At 68.9% G+C, this 19,976-nt stretch carries 17 protein-coding genes; 7 read left to right on the top strand and 10 right to left on the bottom strand.

The annotated features are described in order from the left end of the window. Positions 1-145 precede the first annotated feature (145 nt). Both ACZ6IM_RS23235 and ACZ6IM_RS23230 read left to right on the top strand, forming a co-directional pair. Positions 146-682: a hypothetical protein gene (locus ACZ6IM_RS23235; RefSeq protein WP_469558674.1), complete on the top strand. Its 537-nt coding sequence runs from the start codon at positions 146-148 to the stop codon at positions 680-682. 296 nt (positions 683-978) lie between these two features. Next, a complete protein-coding gene (locus tag ACZ6IM_RS23230; RefSeq protein WP_469558673.1) occupies positions 979-1,392 on the top strand; it encodes an Imm10 family immunity protein in 414 nt (137 codons plus the stop codon). 523 nt (positions 1,393-1,915) lie between these two features. Here ACZ6IM_RS23230 and ACZ6IM_RS23225 read toward each other — a convergent pair. Continuing rightward, the gene (locus ACZ6IM_RS23225) at positions 1,916-2,134 is read right to left on the bottom strand and encodes a hypothetical protein (protein WP_159325112.1); all 219 of its coding nucleotides are present in this window, start codon (positions 2,132-2,134) and stop codon (positions 1,916-1,918) included. Positions 2,135-2,287: 153 nt separating this feature from the next. Here ACZ6IM_RS23225 and ACZ6IM_RS23220 point away from each other — a divergent pair, with 153 nt between their 5' ends. Both ACZ6IM_RS23220 and ACZ6IM_RS23215 read left to right on the top strand, forming a co-directional pair. Continuing rightward, positions 2,288-2,524 carry a GntR family transcriptional regulator gene (locus ACZ6IM_RS23220; protein WP_087808173.1) on the top strand — a complete coding sequence of 79 codons (237 nt, stop codon included), beginning with the start codon at positions 2,288-2,290 and terminating at the stop codon, positions 2,522-2,524. 236 nt (positions 2,525-2,760) lie between these two features. Next, positions 2,761-3,972: a pyridoxal phosphate-dependent aminotransferase gene (locus ACZ6IM_RS23215; protein WP_469558670.1), complete on the top strand. Its 1,212-nt coding sequence runs from the start codon at positions 2,761-2,763 to the stop codon at positions 3,970-3,972. Between the two features lie 80 nt (positions 3,973-4,052). Here ACZ6IM_RS23215 and ACZ6IM_RS23210 read toward each other — a convergent pair whose 3' ends face one another. The 3 genes from ACZ6IM_RS23210 to ACZ6IM_RS23200 all read right to left on the bottom strand — a co-directional run bounded on the left by ACZ6IM_RS23210 (position 4,053) and on the right by ACZ6IM_RS23200 (position 8,017). Further along, positions 4,053-4,589: a YbjN domain-containing protein gene (locus tag ACZ6IM_RS23210; protein ID WP_052836514.1), complete on the bottom strand. Its 537-nt coding sequence runs from the start codon at positions 4,587-4,589 to the stop codon at positions 4,053-4,055. A gap of 172 nt (positions 4,590-4,761) precedes the next feature. Beyond that, the gene (clpB, locus tag ACZ6IM_RS23205; RefSeq protein WP_469558667.1) at positions 4,762-7,359 is read right to left on the bottom strand and encodes an ATP-dependent chaperone ClpB; all 2,598 of its coding nucleotides are present in this window, start codon (positions 7,357-7,359) and stop codon (positions 4,762-4,764) included. 322 nt (positions 7,360-7,681) lie between these two features. Next, on the bottom strand, positions 7,682-8,017 hold the full coding sequence (locus tag ACZ6IM_RS23200; protein ID WP_052836518.1) for a Rieske (2Fe-2S) protein: 336 nt from the start codon (positions 8,015-8,017) through the stop codon (positions 7,682-7,684). Between the two features lie 459 nt (positions 8,018-8,476). On the opposite strand from ACZ6IM_RS23200, the gene ACZ6IM_RS23195 reads away from it, so the two are divergent. Beyond that, positions 8,477-9,352: a helix-turn-helix transcriptional regulator gene (locus tag ACZ6IM_RS23195; RefSeq protein ID WP_469558665.1), complete on the top strand. Its 876-nt coding sequence runs from the start codon at positions 8,477-8,479 to the stop codon at positions 9,350-9,352. Then, positions 9,349-10,377, top strand: coding sequence for a helix-turn-helix transcriptional regulator (locus tag ACZ6IM_RS23190; protein WP_052836524.1), 1,029 nt, complete (start codon positions 9,349-9,351; stop codon positions 10,375-10,377). The genes ACZ6IM_RS23195 and ACZ6IM_RS23190 overlap by 4 nt, the downstream gene beginning before the upstream one ends. 114 nt (positions 10,378-10,491) lie before the next feature. On the opposite strand, the gene ACZ6IM_RS23185 is transcribed toward ACZ6IM_RS23190, so the two are convergent. The 6 genes from ACZ6IM_RS23185 to dnaK form a co-directional block, all read right to left on the bottom strand. Continuing rightward, positions 10,492-11,529, bottom strand: a complete 1,038-nt coding sequence (locus tag ACZ6IM_RS23185) for a helix-turn-helix transcriptional regulator (protein WP_052836525.1) — start codon at positions 11,527-11,529, stop codon at positions 10,492-10,494. Positions 11,530-11,679: 150 nt separating this feature from the next. Further along, a complete protein-coding gene (locus ACZ6IM_RS23180) occupies positions 11,680-12,798 on the bottom strand; it encodes a sugar ABC transporter substrate-binding protein (protein ID WP_052836526.1) in 1,119 nt (372 codons plus the stop codon). 195 nt (positions 12,799-12,993) lie between these two features. Then, on the bottom strand, positions 12,994-13,449 hold the full coding sequence (locus ACZ6IM_RS23175; protein ID WP_030191328.1) for a heat shock protein transcriptional repressor HspR: 456 nt from the start codon (positions 13,447-13,449) through the stop codon (positions 12,994-12,996). Between the two features lie 5 nt (positions 13,450-13,454). Beyond that, on the bottom strand, positions 13,455-14,645 hold the full coding sequence (gene dnaJ / locus ACZ6IM_RS23170) for a molecular chaperone DnaJ (RefSeq protein WP_052836527.1): 1,191 nt from the start codon (positions 14,643-14,645) through the stop codon (positions 13,455-13,457). Between the two features lie 42 nt (positions 14,646-14,687). Then, the gene (gene grpE, locus ACZ6IM_RS23165) at positions 14,688-15,365 is read right to left on the bottom strand and encodes a nucleotide exchange factor GrpE (protein WP_469558660.1); all 678 of its coding nucleotides are present in this window, start codon (positions 15,363-15,365) and stop codon (positions 14,688-14,690) included. Next, the gene (gene dnaK, locus ACZ6IM_RS23160) at positions 15,362-17,218 is read right to left on the bottom strand and encodes a molecular chaperone DnaK (protein ID WP_052836529.1); all 1,857 of its coding nucleotides are present in this window, start codon (positions 17,216-17,218) and stop codon (positions 15,362-15,364) included. The genes grpE and dnaK overlap by 4 nt, the downstream gene beginning before the upstream one ends. Positions 17,219-17,663: 445 nt before the next feature. Here dnaK and ACZ6IM_RS23155 point away from each other — a divergent pair, with 445 nt between their 5' ends. Beyond that, a complete protein-coding gene (locus ACZ6IM_RS23155) occupies positions 17,664-19,946 on the top strand; it encodes a (Fe-S)-binding protein (RefSeq protein ID WP_469558657.1) in 2,283 nt (760 codons plus the stop codon). Positions 19,947-19,976 lie beyond the last annotated feature (30 nt).

Below are 19,976 nucleotides of genomic sequence, written 5' to 3'. Positions count from 1 at the left end.
CCGCCCCCAGGCCCTACGTCTGGACCAAGACCGCGGACGAGATCCTCGAACGCCTCGCCAACTATCTGAACAGAATTCCCGACTCAGAAGACTAGATGACGACGAGGATGTTCAGCGAGCCGCCGTACACAACCTCGGTCAGGCCGTGACCCACCAGAACAGTATCTATGGCGCCACCGCCCCGGCCGCTCGTTTCGTTATCGCCATCCTTGGCCACTCCCGAACGATGACCTTGGGGGTCTACTTCCACGAAGAGCGCCACCGGCCTATGCGCGCGGCACTCCTGGAATGGCTAGGTGACCTTGCTGACGACGCGACCTACGACGAAGACGGCCCTGGCACGCCTGACGACGTAGCCGCCGTGCGTGCCATCCTCCCGCTGATCTACGAGGCGGCGCGGCCGTACCTTTTCGACACGAACCTTCTGATTCGGGAAGCTGCGGTGCACGCAGCTGCGATGACGCTCGCCGCGCCGGAGCTGGCCGTACACATCCCGAAGCTCGTGCCGCTGGTACGCAGCACGCTAAGCACCAGCGATTACCGGGGATACCGGTACCTTGCTAAGCGGTGCCTCGTGACCTGGGGTGCAGATCCCGGCCTCCTACCCGACCCGCGGATCTCAGGTCCCGAACCGATGGATCGCCCCTGGGCGGGCGGCTACTCCGACGACCCGCCATTCTGAAAGCGGTGATCGGCGGAACAGCCGCACTTGTCAAGACCGCACACAGCGATTGACACCAGCGACTGACACCAACAAGCGCGAACAGCGGTGGGCGTCGCCGGACCTCAATGGACTATCTGCCGAGGCGTAGGAGCGGTTGGCCGACGTCGCCAACCCCCGGTGATCGACCTGACAAGGATGAGGCCACAGCTCCAAGTGCCGGTCCAGATGGGCGGTGCATTTTGTTGGGGTGGCACCGGGGCGGCCGACCAAGCGATCTGAGACCAGCTGTCAGCCCCCAGTGCTAGAACACCCGTATGGCGTACAAATTCACGGCACAGCTTGCATGCGGACTCGACGATCCGGACCAGGATGACTGCTTGATGGCCGGAGTGGCCGAGTCGGACGACGAGGAGGCTTTCTCCCTGTTGTTCATGTGCGACTTCGACGAGCCCGATACGCAGGCAGTGGGCCTCGGCATGGACACACACTGTCTCGTTACGCCCGACCAGGGCACTGCCTATGGCTGTGTGCGCGGAGTGGAACTGGACGGCGATGTGCTGCGGGTGACCTTGGACCCGTCGTCCTTGAACGCCCTTGGCTTGGGCGATTCCGTCGTGGAGGCCTTGCTTCGGGCACCGGCAGCGGACGTAGCGCGAATGCGCGAGGTTCTGCCGCGCATCCTGGCATACGGGCGTCCGGACGCCCACCCAAGTCTGATCAAGCTGTAGTGCGGTACAGCATCGGAGTACTGCAACCGCGCACACTCGGCAGTGCCCTCGAAAGACCGCGCCATGACCGGTACGACCGCCAAGGGCCCTTCTCGACATAGCTACGGATCAGAAGGTGCCGTGTTCCTGCCGTGCCCGACCGTCCGATAACTGGCGTGAGGAGCCGCGGCGGCTGACGGGGACGGGCAGTACAGACGAGGACGGCCCCTGACCGATTCGCTCGGTCAGGGGCCGTCCACACTGCTCAGCAACCGAAGGCGGGCTTGAAACCGGCATGGCATCACTGCCGCGCCTGTCCCCAACACCGATTACTCAGGATCGATCCCCTCCGGACGCCCCGGACAGGGCGGGGCGCACTCGTACACCTCAATGGACAAGTCGTGTGCGCCGGAGCGGCCCTCGGCACGACCGGCGGACCTGGCCCCTACTCGGATGGCCTCGTCGCACCAACAGCAGTGCCAGCCGAGGTACTGCCAGCCGTTGAGGTCCTTGACGGGTGGCGGCTTCGGCCGTCCGATCCCGGTCATGGCCGGTCGGCGTACGGGACCAGGGCGTGCTTCTCACGGCACGGACCACAGGCCGACTGCACTCGACCCGGCCCGGTCCCCTGCTCCACCACCTCAATGACGCGGATGCCGGCACTGTAGCCGCGGTGCCATGAGCAGTAGCCGTAGGTCATGGGCTCCGCCGTGGCCGCGGCTGGGCTGTTCGCGGGGTTCTGGTCCTGCGTACTCTCGTTCACGTCGACTCCTTGTCAGTCGTCCACGCCCCTGGGTCGTTCGCGCGGCCGCAGGGGCACTGTGTTTACGCAGGATATGCCTAGGTAGCTAGGGTAGCTAGGCCAGCCAGGCAATCTCGTCTCGCCGAGCGGGCTCATACTGCCTAGCTTCGGATCATGGACTGGAAACCGGACATCCCCCGCTGGAAGCAGGTGTACGAGGTCATCGAGCAGCGCATTGCCGATGGCGAGTACCCGCCCGGAAGCCAGCTGCCCGGCGTCCTCGCGATTCAGGGTGAGTTCGGCATCGCGCAGATGACGGCCCGGCGCGTCCTCACCGAGCTGCGGGAAGCAGGGCTCGCGCAGATGCAGCCGGGCATCGGGACGTTCGTCGCCGAGCTGCCCAAGCCGTAGCGGCGCTCGCTGGGCGGGGCCTCCCTGACCACGGGGTTCCCGGGGACCGAGTCCCGCCCCCATGGGTGAGTCCCGGGCCGTCCCTGGGCCGTGCGAGGGGGGGCCGACGTCGACCGACGATGACAGACGTCGACTGACCACCCGCAGGTCAGAGGCGGTACCTGGAAGATCGCCGCAGGTGGCCACCGCCGAAGGTGAGTTGAGGAAGTCCAGAGCTTCGGCGCAGGATGACCGGCATGACCTCGATGAGCTCCAGCGCCCGCCCCCTCCTGAACCGCCGGCTCGCGGAGTTCGGGACGACGATCTTCGCCGAGATGTCCGCTCTGGCGGTGCGGACCGGGGCGATCAACCTCGGCCAGGGCTTCCCCGACACCGACGGCCCCGAGGAGATCCGCGAGGCCGCCGTACGGGCGCTGCGCGACGGGCGTGGCAACCAGTACCCGCCGGGCCCGGGCGTCCCCGAGCTGCGCGCCGCGGTCAGCGACCACCAGCTGCGCCGCTACGGCCTGTCCTACGACCCCGACACCGAGGTCCTGGTCACCGCCGGCGCCACGGAGGCCATCGCCGCCGCCCTGCTGGCCCTGGTGGAGCCCGGCGACGAGGTGGTCGCGCTGGAGCCGTACTACGACTCGTACGCCGCCTGCATCGCGATGGCGGGCGGTACGCGCGTGCCCGTGACGCTGCGCCCGCACGGGGAGGGCGACGAAGCCGGGCACCGGTCCTTCCGCCTCGACCTGGACGAGCTGCGCGACGCGGTCACCGACCGCACCCGTCTCCTGCTGCTGAACACCCCGCACAACCCGACCGGCACGGTCCTGACCCGCCGGGAGCTGACAGCGATCGCCGAGCTGGCCGTGGAGCGCGACCTGCTGGTGGTGACCGACGAGGTCTACGAGCACCTGGTCTTCGACGCGGCCGAGCACATCCCCCTGGCGACCTTCCCGGGCATGAGGGAGCGCACGGTGACGATCGGGTCGGCGGGCAAGACGTTCTCGTTCACCGGCTGGAAGGTCGGCTGGGTCACCGCCGCCCCCGCCCTGCTCACCGCGGTCCGATCGGCCAAGCAGTACCTGACGTACGTGGCCTCGGGGCCCTTCCAGTACGCGGTCGCCGAGGCGCTGGCGCTGCCGGAGTCGTACTTCGCCGCCTACCGGGCGGACATGGAGGCCAAGCGGGACGTGCTGGCGGCGGGGCTGGCCGAGGCGGGCTTCGGCGTGTACCGGCCCGCCGGGACGTACTTCGTCACCACCGACATCCGCCCGCTCGGCGAGAGCGACGGCTTCGCCTTCTGCCGCTCCCTGCCGGAGCGCGCGGGCGTCGTCGCCGTCCCCAACGCGGTCTTCTACGACCACCGGGAGGAGGGCGCGCCCTTCGTGCGGTTCGCGTTCTGCAAGAGGGCGTCGGTGCTGGAGGAGGCGGTGCGGCGGCTGAAGACGGCGGCGGGGTGAACACACGCACCGCAACGACGAGAGCCCGGCTCCCGCGGTGACGGGTGCCGGGCTCTCCTCGGTTCAGCCGCGGGGGCGGACTACTCGCCGTCCTCGTCGGTCGGCTTCTCCGCCTCGTTGACGTCCTGCTCCAGACCGAGCTGCTCCACGAGCCACCGGTCGAACTCGATCGCGGCCCGCACCCAGCTGACCGTCGAGGAGACGAAGTGCTCCAGGCTGACGCCCATCCCGATCAGCATCTGCGCCTCGCCGATCAGGCGGACCGTGCCGTCGTCGTGGGTGTGGGAGTACACCTTGGGCCACAGGGTGCGCCGGTTCCAGTCGTCGACCGACTCGAGCAGCTGCGGCTTCTCGTCGATCTGGTGGGACCGGTCGTAGAACGTCCGCACCGAGAAGACCTGCTGGTCACCCTCGCCGCGGAACATGAAGTACGTACGGAACTGCTCCCACGGCGCCGCGAGGTCTCCCTCGTCGTCGACGACGTACTTCAGCTCCATCTGTTCGAGGAGCTGCTTCACAAGATCCTGATCCGGGACGACGGGGCCCGCCGGTCCTTGGGGCTGCGGCTCGGGCTGCTTGCCCCCGAAGTTCGGAATCGAGGACGGGTCGATGCTCACCGTGAATTTCCCTTCGTACGGATCCGGCCATCCTCCCCCATGCGGGGAGGGGCGTGGCAAGCCCGTCGGGGGCCTGTCAGCCCTCGGCTGACTCGATCCGGCCAGTCGGGTACCCGCTCGGGGCCCCGGCAACCCGAAAGGGCGGGTCACCGGGGCCGGGCCGTGCGGTCCGCTACAGCGTCTTCCCGCTCGCCGGCCCCACGATCAGGCCGTCCTCGAAGCGGTCCACGCGGACCGCGTCGCCGTCCTTGATCTCGCCGGAGAGGATCTCCCGGGCGAGCCGGTCGCCGATCGCGGTCTGCACGAGGCGGCGCAGCGGGCGGGCGCCGTAGGCCGGATCGTTGCCCTCCTCGGCCAGCCAGGCGAGGGCCTCGTCGGTGACTTCCAGGCTGAGACGGCGTTCGGCGAGCCGCCGGGCCAGACCGTTGATCTGGAGCCGCGCGATCCGGCTCAGCTCCTCCTTGCTCAGCGCCGAGAAGACCACCAGGTCGTCGAGCCGGTTGAGGAACTCCGGCTTGAAGGAAGCCCGGACCACCTCCAGCACCTGCTCCTTCTTCTCGGCCTCGCTGCTGATCGGGTCGACCAGGTACTGGCTGCCCAGGTTGGAGGTGAGCACCAGGATGGTGTTGCGGAAGTCGACGGTGCGGCCCTGCCCGTCGGTGAGGCGCCCGTCGTCCAGCACCTGGAGCAGGATGTCGAAGACCTCGGGGTGCGCCTTCTCCACCTCGTCGAGCAGCACGACGGTGTACGGCCGCCGCCGCACGGCCTCGGTGAGCTGGCCGCCCTCCTCGTACCCGACGTATCCGGGCGGGGCGCCCACCAGCCGGGCGACGCTGTGCTTCTCGCTGTACTCGCTCATGTCGATGCGGACCATGGCCCGCTCGTCGTCGAACAGGAAGTCGGCGAGCGCCTTGGCCAGCTCGGTCTTGCCGACACCGGTCGGACCGAGGAAGAGGAACGACCCGGTCGGCCGGTCCGGGTCGGCGATCCCGGCCCGGCTGCGCCGTACGGCGTCGGACACGGCGCGCACGGCCTGGGTCTGCCCGATCAGCCGCTTGCCCAGCTCGTCCTCCATGCGCAGCAGCTTCTGCGTCTCGCCCTCCAGGAGGCGGCCGGCGGGGATGCCGGTCCAGGAGGCGACGACGTCGGCGATGTCGTCGGCGCCGACCTCCTCCTTGACCATGGTGTCCCTGGCGACCTCCTCCTCGGCCTCGGAGGCGGCCTCCAGGTCGCGCTCCAGGGTCGGGATCTCGCCGTACAGCAGCTTGCTGGCGGTGTCGAAGTCGCCGTCGCGCTGGGCGCGCTCGGCCTGCCCGCGCAGCTCGTCGAGCTTCTCCTTCAGCTCGCCGACCCGGTTGAGGGACTTCTTCTCCTTCTCCCAGCGGGCGGTGAGGCCGCGCAGCTCCTCCTCCTTGTCGGCGAGGTCGCGCCGCAGCCGCTCCAGGCGCTCCAGGGACGCGGCGTCGGTCTCCTTGCCGATCGCCAGCTCCTCCATCTTCAGCCGGTCGACGGAACGCTGGAGTTCGTCGATCTCGACGGGCGAGGAGTCGATCTCCATGCGCAGCCTGGAGGCGGCCTCGTCGACCAGGTCGATGGCCTTGTCGGGCAGGAAGCGGGAGGTGATGTAGCGGTCGGAGAGACTGGCGGCGGCCACCAGCGCGCTGTCGGCGATCTGCACCTTGTGGTGCGCCTCGTAGCGGCCCTTGAGCCCGCGCAGGATGGCGATGGAGTCCTCGACGGTCGGCTCGGCGACCAGCACCTGCTGGAAGCGCCGCTCCAGGGCGGGGTCCTTCTCGATCCGCTCCCGGTACTCGTCGAGCGTGGTCGCGCCGACCATGCGCAGCTCGCCGCGGGCGAGCATCGGCTTGAGCATGTTCCCGGCGTCCATGGCGGAGTCGCCGCCGGCGCCGGCGCCGACGACGGTGTGCAGCTCGTCGATGAAGGTGACGACCTGCCCGTCGGAGTCCTTGATCTCGGCGAGGACGGTCTTCAGCCGCTCCTCGAACTCACCGCGGTACTTGGCCCCGGCGACCATGGCGCCGAGGTCCAGCGCCACCAGCCGCTTGTCCTTCAGCGACTCGGGCACGTCCCCCTTGACGATCCGCTGGGCGAGCCCTTCGACGACGGCGGTCTTGCCGACGCCGGGCTCACCGATGAGGACGGGGTTGTTCTTGGTCCGTCGGCTGAGTACCTGGACCACCCGGCGGATCTCCTGGTCGCGTCCGATGACGGGGTCGAGCTTCCCGTCCCGGGCGGCGGCGGTCAGGTCGGTGCCGAACTTCTCCAGGGCCTTGTACTGGCCCTCGGGGTCGGGCGTGGTCACCCGGCGCCCTCCCCTCGCCTTGCGGAAGGCTTCCTGCAGCTTCTTCGCACTGGCTCCCTGCCCCTCAAGTACCTCACCGGCCGCGCCGCCCTTCGCGGCGATGCCGAGGAGCAGGTGCTCGGTGGAGAGGTACTCGTCCCCGAGTTCCTTGGCGCGGGCCTGGGCGTCGGCGACCACGGCGAGCATCTCACGGCTGGGCTGCGGGGGCGCGACGGTGGACCCGGTCACGCTGGGCAGCCCGGCGATGATGCGCTCGGCGCCGGTGCGCACGGCGGCGAGGTCGGCCTCGACGGCGACGAGCAGGTCGGTGATGTTCTCGTTGTCCTGGCCCTGGAGCAGGGCCAGCAGCAGGTGGGCGGGGGTGAGGTCGGCGTTCCCCTCGGTCACGGCGCGGTTGCTGGCCGCGTTGATCGCGTCCCGGCTCCGGTTGGTCAGCTCGGCGTCCACGTTCTGGCTCTCCTCCTCGCGTCGGCCGTCGGCGGTCCGGCCTTGTCTCCCAGTGCTGACTCATCCAACGTACACAAAGTTGAGTCTATTCCACTCAAGGAAGTCGGGGACACGTGTTCCCGCCGGGAGACACCAGGGTGGTCGCACAAGGTCCCCAAGGGGAGCGGTACGCACCGCACGAGAGCCTTTTCGGCCACACCCGGAACCGGCTGGTATGGCGCGATGTCCGCACATGCGACAGCGGCGTCACCGTGTTCAGGTCACGGTGACGCCGCTGCCGGGGGGAAGCACCTGAGCGATTTGTTACGACGGGGGAATCGCGTCAGGCACTGCGGGGGGTGGCCGAGATGGTCCTCACTTCGGGGATCTCCGGCTCCTCGAGCCGGTGGTCCCGCTGGTCCAGGTTCACAAAGATCATTCCGTACCGGATGGCACACCGGACGGGCTGCGGCGCCCCCCGAGGCCGCCGCAGACACCGGTACGCCCGCACGTCGCCGTCCTCGTCCAGCGTGACGACGACCGGCTCTCCGAAGACGGTCACCATCAGGGAGTCACCGGCGTGCGGTATCGCGGTGACCAGGTCGATGAAGTGCCAGCCCGAGCGGTAGGCGGTGGCCATTTCACGACGGAAGGAGCGGTCGTCGGGTGGAGTCGTCATGTCAAGACCACACACTGTCGTCTGTGAGAGCTTCCCCGTCCGCGCCGGCAGGCGTAGCGGTCACCGTCGTAAGCGACCAGACGCTGTCCGCTCGGGCGTCACCCTTCGCCACGGAGAGGCCACTCAGAGTTCCGAAGGCCACAACGGCGGAGAAGGCGGCGACAAGCACCGAGCGAAGCATTCTCTTAGACATAGTCGGCTTCGTCCTCACTTGAAGGTCCCCTCTTCCCCCGTCGGATAAGACGATGGCTCATATAGGCACGTCATGGCCACACAATCGGTGCATCATGTTCCTGCACGTTCAGGACCCTGGGGGGTGGAGATTTGCCAGCAAATCAGACCAAAGCGACACATCCCCATGCAGTTACTGAACTGTGCGAGGAGGGGGCACGCCTCTACGCGAACGCCCTGCGCACCGGACGTATCGCTCGTGGCGAGGCGAATCACGTCCCCTGCCTCATGGAGTTCGCACTCCTGCATCCCGACCCCGACGACGCCAACTGGCTCCTGCCCGTGTCTCCGGCGGTCGCCCTCGCGCGGCGGCTGAATCCGATCGAGCACGAGATATCGGAGCGCCGGCGCACCTCGATCAAGCTTGCTGCGGCCTTCGAACCCTTCATGGCCCTGAGCGCGCAGGGGGCGGCACCGACCCACTCGATCACCGTGCTGGAGGGGCTCGACCGCATCAACGCGGCCCTTGATCTGGCCACGGACCAGTGCGTGGTCGAGATGCTCACGGTCCAGCCGAGTGCCCGGCATCCCGAGCGCAGGCTCATCGAGGGCCTGGAGCGCGACAGGACGCTGATCGACCGCGGTGTGCGCATCCGCACCCTCTATCAGCACACGGCACGGTACAGCCCCGAACGCATGGCCTACGTGGACCAGTTCCCGAACGGGAAGGCCGAGTACCGCACCATCGACGAACTCGTCGAGCGGCTCATCATCTGCGACGAGACCGTGGCCTTCATCCCCATCCGGGACGACCGGCAGGTCGCGCTGGAAATCCGCCACCCCGGGCTGGTCCGCTATCTGATCAAGGTGTTCGAGTTCATCTGGGGTCGAGCCGTGCCGCTCACCGCCGGCGCCCCCTACGAAACCGCTCCCGACGGCATCACCGACATCCAGCACTCCATAGCCAAGCTCCTGGTCGAAGGCCACGTCGACGAGGCGATCGCCCGGCGCCTGGGCATGAACGTCCGCACGTGCCGCGCGCACATCGCCAAACTGGCGTCCGCACTGGGGAGCGGCAGTCGCGCCCAGCTGGGCTACCTCATCGCCCAGTCGGGAATCCTGGAACAGGAACGCCAGGACGTCACCGACGGGGACGGTCTGTGACGGGAGAGGCACACGAGCGCACGACGGCATCGCACGAGGCGCATCCGGAGCACGGTCCGGAGGACCTCTGCACCGCCGGAACACTCCTGTACACCCAGGCACTGCGTGAAGGCCGCATACCGGCCCCGGAGGCCGCCGCGACACCATGCCTGACGGCCTATGGGCTGCTGCAGCCGCGCGTCGGCGAACCCGATTGGCTGGAGCCGGTCGCTCCGGCCGTCGCCCTGCACCGGATGCTGGACGTATCCGCACAGCGTGTCGCCGAGGAGAGGCGGCGGGAAGCCCGACTGTCCGCGACGTTCGAACCGTTGATGCAGGTGGACGGCCGGCGCACGGCCGGTGCCGACACCGGTGCCGTACGTGTCCTCAGTGGCATCCCACAGATCAACGAAGCCATCAGCGACGTCATGGCGGACGCGACCAACGAACTCCTGTGCATCCAGCCCAACGCGCACTACGGCGACCGGCGCGGACAATTGTCCCAGCACCTGTCACTGCGCCGAGACCAGGAGATGCTCGACCGCGGTGGGCGGATCCGCACCCTCTACCAGCACACCCAGCGTCACTTGCCCCTGGTCCGGGCCCGCTACGAGCAGTTGCGCGGAGACGCCGAGGCGCGCTCCCTCGACGAGGTGACCGACCGCCTCATCATCGTCGACCGCCGGGTCGCCTTCATCCCCGCGGACGATGAGGCGACCCTCGCGCTGGAGGTCCGTCACCCCGCCCTCATCAACTATTTCGTGACCACCTTCGAGCGCCTGTGGCGACTCGCCACACCGATGCATCCGCAGGCGGCCCCACGCCCGTCCCTGAACGGCGTCACGCCGCGGCAACGCACCATCGCCGCCCTGCTCGTCGAGGGTCACACCGACTCGGACATCGCCGACCGCCTCGGCATGAACGTCCGCACCGCCCGCGTCCACATCGCCAAACTCGCCGCCACCCTCGGCAGCGAGAGCCGAGCCCAGCTCGGCTACCTGATAGCGGAGTCGGGAATCCTCAGGCAGAGGGATGTCGATCAGTGACGGTGTCGCACGCGGAGCACGGTCCGCAGGAGATGAACGTCCGCACCGCCCGCGTCCACATCGCCGAACTCGCCGCCATCCTCGGCAGCGAGAGCCGGGCTCAACTCGGCTACCTCATCGGGCAGTCGGGGATTCTCGGCCAGGGAGGACGACGGGGGCCGGGGTGCTGCGCGGGGCGCCGTCCAGGCCGGCCTGGGCTATGCGGACGCCCAACTGCGTCCGGCTGGCCGCGCCGAGGGTCTCCGAGAGGCGGGCGATGTGCGCGCGGGCCGTGCGGACGCTGATGCCGAGGCGTTCCGCGATCACCGCGTCCTGGTGGCCCTCGGCGAGCAGCGCGGCGATGGACTGCTCGCGGTGCGAGATGCCCTCGATGCCGGTGTCGGGCAGCGGGGCGGTCAGCGGGATCGCCAGGCGCCACAGGCGTTCGAAGACCGTGACCAGGTAGGCGATCAGCGCCGGGTGGCGCAGTTCGAGGGCCATCGTGCGGTCGGTGTTGGCGGGGATGAAGGCGACCGTGCGGTCGAAGAGGATGAGGCGGTCGATGACCTCGTCCAGGGTGCGGGCCTCCACCGCGTCCCCCATGAGTTCGAGGTAGTTGAGCAGGCCCTGGCCGTGCCGGGCCACGTGCGTGTACAGGTCCCGCATCCGCACCCCGCGCCCGCGCAGCGCCAGCGCCCGGTGCAGCCCCTCGGACAGCTCGTGCTCCCGCCGGATGCCGCCGGGCTGGACGGTGAGCACCTCCGTCGTACAGGACTGCGTCGCCTCGTCCATCGCGGCCTGGATGCGGGACAGGCCGTCGAGGACCCGGATCGCCGTGCTCTCCGTGCCGGCCGGGGTCTGGAGCAGCCTGCCGAGGTCCGCGTACCACTCGAAGGCCTCCACGGCCGAGCCCACCCGCCGCTGACTGGCGCTGACCTCGTCGTGGACCCCGCGCAGCAGCCGGGTCATGACCTCCTGCGGGGAGGTCGGCACCAGCCAGTCCATGTCGTCGGGGTCGGGGTGCAGCAGGGCCAGCTCAAGGAGGCAGGGGACCGGCTCGGCGTCCTGGCGCGGCACCCTCCCGCGCCGTACGGCCCGGGAGTACACGCGGTCCCCGGCCGCGCACAGCCGCTCGGCCCCGTGCGGGTGCTCCTGAGCCCCGTGCCCGGCCATCGCCCATCCCACCCCCGGTTCCGGCTCTTCCGCAGCGCAACTATGCGCGGCCAGGACCGGCTCCGCAACACGGCTCCGCCCCGCACGGGAAACGAAAAGCGGCGGTTGCGACCGGAATGCCCCGACGGTGGAACCCGGAAGGCACGCGGGCTACTTCAGGCCCAGCTCCGCGCACGCGTCCGCGTACTTGGCGGTGCAGATGTCGCTGACCTTGTAGAAGCCGTCCGCGATGACCGTCTCCTCGATGTTCGCCTTGGTGAGCGCGACGACGGGGACGAGCTGGGCCGGCACGCCCTTGTGGGTGGGGCTGTCGACCTTGTCGCGGGCGAGCGCGTCGAACTGGATGTCCCGGCCCTGGACCCGCGCCACGGCCATCTCCGCGGCGTTCTCGGCCTGCTGCGGGTAGGACTTGTACACGCTCATGTACTGCTCGCCGGTGACGATCCGCTGGACCGCCGCGAGCTCCGCGTCCTGGCCGGTGATCGGGGGCAGGTCGGTGACGCCCGCGTCCTCCAGGGCCTTGATGATGCCGCCCGCCATGCCGTCGTTGGCGGAGTAGACACCCGCGATCTTGTTCTTGCCGATCTTCTCGATCGCCTCGGTCATGTTCGCCTCGGCGTTCTCCGGCTTCCAGTCCTTGGTGTCGAAGGACTGGGCGATCGTGAGCTTGCCGTTCAGCTCGGACAGCGCGCCCGCCTTGAACTGCTTGGCGTTCGGGTCGGTCGACGAGCCGTTCATCATGACGATCTTGTCGGAGCTGTCCGGGTCGCCGCCGAGCGCCTCGATGAGGGAGCGGCCCTGGACCTCGCCCACCAGCTCGTTGTCGAAGGAGATGTAGGCGTCGACCGGGCCCTCGGCCAGCCGGTCGTAGGCGATGACGGGGATGCCGGCGTCCTTGGCCTTCTGCACGGAGTCCCCGATGGCGTGCGCGTCGACCGGGTCGAGCACGATCACGTCGACCTCGTCCTCGATCATCTGCTGCATCTGATCGGCCTGCTTGGTGGCGCTGGCCTCGGCGTTGGCGTACTTGACGATGCCCTCGTCGCGCGTCAGCTCACCGATCTTCTTCTTGAAGAAGGGGTAGTCGAACAGCTCGTAGCGCGTGTTCTCCTTCTCCGGCAGCAGCAACCCGACCAGGAGGTCGTTGCCCTTGGTCGGGCTCGCGTCGTCGCTGCTCTCCGACGCACCCAGCACACCGCAGGAGGCCAGCGAGAAGGTCATCAGGGACGCGGCCACGGATATGGCGGTACGACGGGCACGGCTGCTCACTGCGCTAGACCTTCCGACACACGGGTGTAGTTGGTACCGAGGTGACCCAGGTGAAGGAAGCCAACGCTGTCTTCACCAAATCGTCAAGAAGTACTAGACCAATGAGACAGCACCGTTGTGAACAAGCCCCGGAGGACGGGTTGGTCCTCCGGGGCTGTAGATGCCGTTTTCCCTTGTGCCGCCTGCCGGTCCGGCTCAGTCCGAGGGCTGGCCGTGGCGCTTGGGCCGCCAGACCACCAGGGCGCTGGTCTGCTGTACCTCTTGGTAAGGGACCAGGTCACGGCGGTACGACGCGTGCACCGCGGCCTCGCGCTGGCGCATCGCCGTGGCCGCGCCGTCGAGCGCGGCGGCCAGCTCGGCCGCGCGGGCCTGGAGCTCGGCGACCTGGTTCTCCAGCTCGATGATGCGCTTGATTCCGGCCAGGTTGATGCCCTCGTCCTGCGACAACTGCTGGACCTGTCGGAGCAGTTCGATGTCGCGGGCCGAGTAGCGCCGGCCCCGGCCGGCCGTGCGGTCAGGGGAGACCAGGCCGAGGCGGTCGTACTGGCGCAGGGTCTGCGGGTGGAGACCGGAGAGCTGGGCCGCCACCGAAATGACGTAGACCGGGGTGTCCTCGGTCAGTTCGTACGGGTTGCGTCGCCGACCGTCCATTCCCGTCAAGCTCCCTTCGCGGCCTGGAACAACTCCGCCCGCGGATCCTCGTCCGCGGTCGCCTCGCGATACGCCTCCAGCGCGTCACGAGCCTTCCCCGTCAGATCCTTCGGAACACTCACCTCCACGGTGACCAGGAGGTCGCCGCGGGTGCCGTCCTTGCGGACCGCGCCCTTGCCCCTGGCCCGCATGGTGCGGCCGTTGGGCGTGCCCGCCGGCAGCTTGAGCGTGACGGGCGGACCGCCCAGGGTCGGGACCCTGACCTCGCCGCCGAGGGCCGCCTCGGCGTAGGTGACCGGGACGGTCACGGTGAGGTTGTCGCCCCGGCGGCCGAAGACGGGGTGTTCCTTGACGTGCACGACCACGTACAGGTCGCCCGCCGGACCGCCCCGCTCGCCCGGCGTGCCCTTGCCGCGCAGCCGGATGCGCTGCCCGTCCGACACCCCGGCGGGGATACGGACCTGCATCGTCCGCGAGGACTTGGCGCGTCCGGAGCCCTTGCAGACGTCGCAGGGGTCCTCGGCGATCAGGCCGCGGCCCTTGCAGTCCGGGCACGGGTCGGTGAGCGAGAAGCCGCCGCCCGAGCCCCGGGCGACCTGGCCGGTGCCGACGCAGGTCGGGCACACGCGCGGCGTGCCGTTCTTGTCGCCGGTGCCGGAACAGGCCTTGCAGGGTGCCTGCGAGGACATCCTGAGCGGCACGGTCGCGCCCTCGATGGCCTCGGTGAAGCTCAGGGTGACCTCGGACTCGATGTCCTGCCCGCGCCGCGGCTGCGTGCGCGTGCCGGTGCCGGGTCCGCCGCCCGTGCGGTTGAACAGGCCCCCGAAGACGTCGCCGAGCCCGCCGCCGAAGCCGCCGGCGCCCTGGCCCCCGCCCTGGGCGCCGCCTCCGAAGAGGTCGCCCAGGTCGAAGTTGAAGGTGCCGCCGCCGGCGCCGGGCCCCGGACGGAACCCGCCGTTGCCGAACAGCGCGCGGGCCTCGTCGTACTCCTTGCGCTTCTTGGGGTCACCGAGGATGTCGTTGGCCTCGGAGATCTCCTTGAAGCGCTCCTCCGCCTTGACGTTTCCCTTGTTGGCGTCCGGGTGGTTCTCGCGGGCGAGCTTCCGGTACGCCTTCTTGATCTCGGCCTCGGTGGCGTCCTTGGGGACGCCGAGAACCTTGTAGTAGTCCTTCTCGATGAAGTCCTTCGTGCTCATCCTCGACGTCCCTCCTTCCTCGGCTTCCTCGTCACTTCAAGCTCAGCCCTCGTCCGGGCCACCGCTCTCCTTGGTCCCGGCGTCGTCCTCCGCGTCGGAGGCGTCCTGCCCCTCGGCGCCGGCCTCGGCCGGCTTGACCGTCTGGGCGCCCGGCTGCGGCTCGGCGACCGCCACCCGCGCGGGGCGGATGGTGCGTTCGCCGATCCGGTACCCGGGCTGCAGGATCGCCACGCACGTCGTCTCGGTGACGTCCGGTGCGTAGGAGTGCATCAGGGCCTCGTGGATCGTCGGGTCGAAGGGCTCGCCCTCCTTGCCGAACTGCTGGAGGCCCAGCTTGGCCACCGTGGTCTCCAGCGACTCCGCGACGGACTTGAAGCCGCCGACCAGCTCCCCGTGCTCCCGGGCGCGGCCGACGTCGTCGAGTACGGGAAGCAGCTCGGACAGGAGGTTCGCGACGGCGACCTCCTTGACCGCGACGCGGTCCCGCTCCACCCGGCGGCGGTAGTTCTGGTACTCGGCCTGGAGGCGCTGGAGGTCCGCCGTGCGCTCGTTCAGCGCGGTGCGCACCTGGTCCAGCTGGGCCACCAGGCCCGCGTTCTCGCTCGCGTCCCCGGCCGGGGCCGCCCCCTCCTCGGAGGCGGCCTGCGGCTCGGCGTCGTCAGGGGTGGCGCCGGAGGGGACGTCGGGCTTCTCGTCGAAACCCGGGGTCTCCTCCGTCACGCGGCACCGTCCTTGCGCTCGTCGTCCACGATCTCGGCGTCCACGACGTCGTCGTCGGCGCCCTTGCCGTCGGCACCGGCGCCGGCACCCGGGGCCTCGCCGCCGGCGGCCTGCGCGGCCTGGGCGTCGGCGTACATGGCCTGGCCCAGCTTCTGCGAGACGGCGGCGACCTTCTCGGTGGCGGTGCGGATCTCGGCGGTGTCCTCGCCCTTGAGCTTCTCCTTCAGCTCGGCGACGGCACCCTCGACCTCGGTCTTGACCTCGCCGGGGACCTTGTCCTCGTTGTCCTTGAGGAACTTCTCCGTCTGGTAGACGAGCTGCTCGCCCTGGTTGCGGGACTCGGCGGCCTCGCGGCGGGCGTGGTCCTCCTCCGCGTACTTCTCGGCCTCCTGGCGCATCCGGTCGACCTCGTCCTTCGGCAGCGAGGAGCCGCCGGTGACGGTCATCTTCTGCTCCTTGCCCGTGCCGAGGTCCTTCGCGGTCACGTGCATGATGCCGTTGGCGTCGATGTCGAAGGCGACCTCGATCTGCGGGACGCCGCGGGGCGCCGGCGGCAGACCGGTCAGCTCGAACATCCCGAGCTTCTTGTTGTACGCCGCGATCTCGCGCTCGCCCTGGTAGACCTGGATCTGCACGGAGGGCTGGTTGTCCTCGGCGGTGGTGAAGATCTCCGAGCGCTTGGTCGGGATCGTCGTGTTCCGCTCGATCAGCTTGGTCATGATGCCGCCCTTGGTCTCGATGCCGAGGGACAGCGGGGTGACGTCGAGCAGCAGGACGTCCTTGACCTCACCCTTGAGGACACCGGCCTGGAGGGCGGCACCGATGGCGACGACCTCGTCCGGGTTGACGCCCTTGTTGGCGTCCTTGCCGCCGGTCAGCTCCTTGACCAGCTCGGCGACGGCGGGCATACGGGTGGAGCCACCGACGAGGACGACGTGGTCGATCTCGGACAGCTGGATGCCGGCGTCCTTGATGACGTTGTGGAACGGCGTCTTGCAGCGCTCCAGCAGGTCGGAGGTCAGCTGCTGGAACTGGGCGCGGGTGAGCTTCTCGTCCAGGTGCAGCGGGCCCTCGGCGGAGGCCGTGATGTAGGGGAGGTTGATCGTGGTCTCGGTGGACGAGGACAGCTCGATCTTGGCCTTCTCGGCCGCCTCGCGCAGGCGCTGGAGGGCCATCTTGTCCTTGGCCAGGTCCACGCCGTGGCCGGACTGGAACTGCTTGACCAGGTAGTCGACGACGCGCTGGTCCCAGTCGTCACCGCCGAGGTTGTTGTCACCGTTGGTGGCCTTCACCTCGACGACGCCGTCGCCGATCTCCAGCAGCGAGACGTCGAACGTACCGCCACCGAGGTCGAAGACCAGGATGACCTGCTCGTCCTTGTCCAGGCCGTACGCCAGCGCGGCGGCGGTCGGCTCGTTGACGATGCGCAGGACGTTGAGGCCCGCGATCTCACCGGCCTCCTTGGTGGCCTGGCGCTCGGCGTCGTTGAAGTACGCCGGGACGGTGATGACCGCGTCGGTCACCTTCTCGCCCAGGTAGGACTCGGCGTCCCGCTTCAGCTTCTGCAGCACGAAGGCGCTGATCTGCTGCGGGTTGAAGTCCTTGCCGTCCAGGTTGACCTTCCAGTCGGTGCCCATGTGGCGCTTGACCGAGCGGATGGTCCTGTCGACGTTCGTGACCGCCTGGCGCTTGGCCACCTCGCCGACGAGCACCTCACCGTTCTTGGCGAAGGCGACGACGGACGGCGTGGTCCTGGCGCCCTCGGCGTTGGTGATGACGGTGGGCTCGCCGCCCTCCAGAACGCTGACGACGGAGTTAGTCGTGCCCAGGTCGATGCCGACCGCACGTGCCATGGTGAATAACCTCCAGCTGACTTGAGTGGAACAGGCTCAAGTGTGCACGACACCCGGCGATGGGTCAACAGAGGTGAGTCGGGCGGACTCAACTCTTATCCGTTCCTTACGCGCAATGGCGCCCTGACCTGCATTTTCTCGACACCCATGGCCTGACGAACGGAAAAATCACCCCGGGCAAGGACGCGCCACCAGGGACTCCGATTGCCCCTGCGACGCACCGCACCGCCGGACCGGGCGGGGCACAGGCGGAGCGCGGGCGGGGCCGCGGACGGGGCGCCGGGTTCGTACGGGGCCGATGGGGTCAGGGTTGCCTCAGCGACGCAGATCACCGCACGTCCGACTACAGTGCGGCGGAGGATGGGGGTACTCTCAGACGAACTGAATAAGTTACCGCTTAGTAACACCACCCCCTCGTAACCTCGCAGGCCCGAGGAGCCCCCAAATGCAACTCGCCGCGATCATCGTGTCGCTGGTCCTGATCGTGGTCGGCGTCGCACTGTTCGGCCGCGCCGTCCTGCAGATCTTCACCTACATGCGGCTGGGCCAGCCCGTACCGGCCGGAACGCGGACCAACGACCCCGTGGACCGCACCGTCACCGTGGTCAGGGAGTTCCTCGGCCACACCCGGATGAACCGCTGGGGCATCGTCGGTGTGGCGCACTGGTTCGTCGCGGTGGGCTTCTTCTCCCTGCTGCTGACCATCGTCAACGCCGTCGGCCAGCTCTTCCGGGCCGACTGGATCCTGCCGGTCATCGGCGATTGGGCTCCGTACAACGTCTTCGTCGAGTTCATCGGCACGATGACGGTGCTCGGCATCCTGGTCCTGATCGTGATCCGGCAGCTCAGCCACCCGCGCAGGCCGGGCCGCAAGTCCCGCTTCGGGGGCTCCAACTTCGGCCAGGCGTACTTCGTCGAGGCCGTCATCCTCATCGTCGGCGTCTGCATCTTCATGCTGCACGCGCTGGAGGGCGTCCTCCACCACGTGGACGGCTACGAGGCGTCGTTCTTCATCTCGTACCCGGTCGTCTCCGCGCTCCAGGACGTGGACCTCGGAACGCTGCAGAACCTCGTCTACTTCTTCGCCGGACTGAAGATCGCGACCTCGTTCATCTGGATGATCACGGTCGCCCTGAAGACCGACATGGGCGTGGCCTGGCACCGCTTCCTGGCCTTCCCCAACATCTGGTTCAAGCGCGACGCGAAGGGGGGCACCGCCCTCGGCGCGCTGCTCCCGATGACCTCGGGCGGCAAGCCGATCGACTTCACCGACCCCGGCGACGACGACGTGTTCGGCGTCTCCCAGGTCGAGCAGTTCTCCTGGAAGGGCCTGCTGGACTTCTCCACCTGCACCGAGTGCGGCCGCTGCCAGTCGCAGTGCCCCGCGTGGAACACCGGCAAGCCGCTCTCCCCCAAGCTCCTGATCATGTCCCTGCGCGACCACGCGCACGCCAAGGCCCCCTACCTGCTGGCCGGCGGCGGCAAGACCATGGAGGGCGAGGAGAAGGCGTCCCAGGAGCAGCTGGCGGGCGTGCCCGCGGCGGCGCTGGCGGAGGCCGAGCGCCCGCTGATCGGCACCCTCGAAGAGAACGGCGTCATCGACCCGGACGTCCTGTGGTCCTGCACCACCTGCGGCGCCTGCGTCGAGCAGTGCCCCGTCGACATCGAGCACGTCGACCACATCGTCGACATGCGCCGCTACCAGGTCATGATCGAGTCGGCCTTCCCGTCCGAGGCCGGCACGATGCTCAAGAACCTGGAGAAGAAGGGCAACCCCTGGGGCCTGGCGAAGAAGCAGCGCCTGGAGTGGCTCAAGGAGCTGGACTTCGAGGTCCCGGTCGTCGGCAAGGACATCGAGGACCTCACCGAGGTCGAGTACCTCTACTGGGTCGGCTGCGCCGGCGCCCTGGAGGACCGCGCCAAGAAGACCACGAAGGCCTTCGCCGAACTGCTCCACATCGCGGGAGTCAAGTTCGCGATCATGGGCGGCGACGAGAAGTGCACCGGTGACTCCGCCCGCCGCCTGGGCAACGAGCCCCTGTTCCAGGAGCTCGGCATGGAGAACGTCATGTCCCTCAACGCCGCCTTCGGCGAGGAGATGGACGAGGACGGCAAGGTCGTGCCGGAGTCGGCGAAGCCGAAGTCGGCCAAGAAGATCGTCGCGACCTGCCCCCACTGCCTCAACACCCTCGGCAACGAGTACCCGCAGCTCGGCGGCGACTACGAGGTCGTCCACCACACCCAGCTGCTCCAGCACCTGGTGGACGAGGGCAAGCTGGTCCCGGTCACCCCGGTCGAGGGCATCATCACCTACCACGACCCCTGCTACCTGGGCCGCCACAACAAGATCTACACGCCCCCGCGCGAGATCATCGCCGCCGTCCCGGGCGTCCGCAACGAGGAGATGCACCGCCACAAGGAGCGCGGCTTCTGCTGCGGCGCCGGCGGCGCGCGGATGTGGATGGAGGAGCGGATCGGCAAGCGCATCAACAACGAGCGCGTCGACGAGGCGCTGAGCGTGAACCCGGACATCGTCTCCACGGCCTGCCCCTTCTGCCTGGTGATGCTGACCGACTCGGTCAACGGCAAGAAGAACGACGGCAAGGCCAAGGAGTCCATCCAGGTCGTCGACGTCGCCCAGCTCCTGCTGGACTCCGTCAAGACCCCGGCCGACCCCACCGGCGAGCCGGAGCCGGAGAACGAGCCGACGCCGGAACCGGTGAAGTAGCCGACGCTCACGCACACGACCGACACCCCC

This window comes from Streptomyces sp. NPDC042336 (assembly GCF_055581985.1).
Note: the sequence above shows the minus strand (reverse complement) of the source record. Positions and strands in the feature narration are given on the sequence as shown.